Annotated in this window: 2 protein-coding genes; both read right to left on the reverse strand. The window is 74.4% G+C overall.

Features of this window, described 5'->3' with window-relative positions:
• On the reverse strand, positions 1-716 hold a 716-nt coding region (locus Q7W29_08245), incomplete at its 3' end, for a hypothetical protein (GenBank protein ID MDO9171807.1).
• A 219-nt stretch (positions 717-935) separates the two neighbouring features.
• A partial coding sequence (locus Q7W29_08250; protein ID MDO9171808.1) for a hypothetical protein occupies positions 936-1,204 on the reverse strand: 269 nt, incomplete at its 5' end.

Genomic DNA, 1,204 nt, shown 5'->3' on the forward strand with positions numbered 1-1,204 from the left:
GGCACGAACATGTAGCTGCCGCCGTACTGGGCCAGCTGCTCGTCCACGATGACGCGGCTCGTGAAGGGGCGCTCCCCGCCGGCCGCGGCGGCCGCGTCGGCCGCGTCCTGCCCGTCCGGCAGGGCGGGCAGGTCGCCCAGCGCGTCGTCGGCGCCGGGGGCGGCCTGCGTCGCGTCGGCGGTCGCGGCGGCCGCGGGATCCGCCGTCGCCACCGGACCGGCCGCGACCTTCAGGGCCTCGTCCAGCTTGGTGGCGACGAAGGCGGCGTCCTCCCACGGGCGCACCAGCCGGAACTCGAGGCGGGCGGTCGAACCGATCAGGCTCTTGGCGCGCGCGGCGTCCTGCAGGCCGGGCAGCTGCACGATGATGCGGTTGCTGCCCATGGGCTTGATGTCCGGCTCGCTGACGCCGAACTGGTCCACGCGGTTGCGCAGGATCTCCACGACGCGGTTCAGGGCGTCGCTGGCCTGGGCGCCGGACATGCCCTCGGTGTTGACCTCCAGGACCAGGTACATCCCGCCCTGGAGATCGAGCCCCTTGCGGATGGCCTTCGCCTTCCAGCCGTCGATCTTGGCCTGGAGGGCCGGATCCGTGGCGGCGCGGGCCAGCATCTGGTCGTCGACCTGCGAGGCCCGCCACGTCGGGTAGAGCCCCCACAGGGAGAGCAGCACCAGCACGGCGATCAGCAGCGTCTGCAGGGTCATGGATCGGTTCATGAGCGCCTCTTTGGTCTCGGGCCGAACGGTTGCGGTGCGGTGGCGTCGCGTGGCCGCCGCCGTAATGCGCAAAAAAAACACGTCAAGACGTGCTCGGAAAGGGGGACGATCCGAGCGGCCGCACCCGCCGGAAGCCGCCGGAACAGCGCCGCTCATTATAGACAGCGGCCCCTGACGGGTCAACCGCTATCCCTGCCGGGGGATCCGGGCCGCCCGCCGTCAGCCCACCGTCACGATGGCGGGGGCCTCCCCGCTCCCGGCGCCCAGCCGGGCGGCCTCCCGGACCGCCAGCAGCGGGTCCGCGCCGGGTTCGCGGTCCGGGCAGCAGGCCGCGGCCCAGCCCGGCCCGGCGGCGCCGTCCAACAGCGCCGCGGCAGCGAGGTCCAGGGCCACGGGGTCGGCCGCGGCCAGCACCCCGAGGTCCGGCAGGGCGGCGGCCCGGGCCAGGTTCACGGCCCGGCGCTGGGGCTCGCCCAGCAGGAAGGCCA

The organism is bacterium (assembly GCA_030654305.1).
GTDB lineage: Bacteria > Krumholzibacteriota > Krumholzibacteriia > LZORAL124-64-63 > LZORAL124-64-63 > PNOJ01.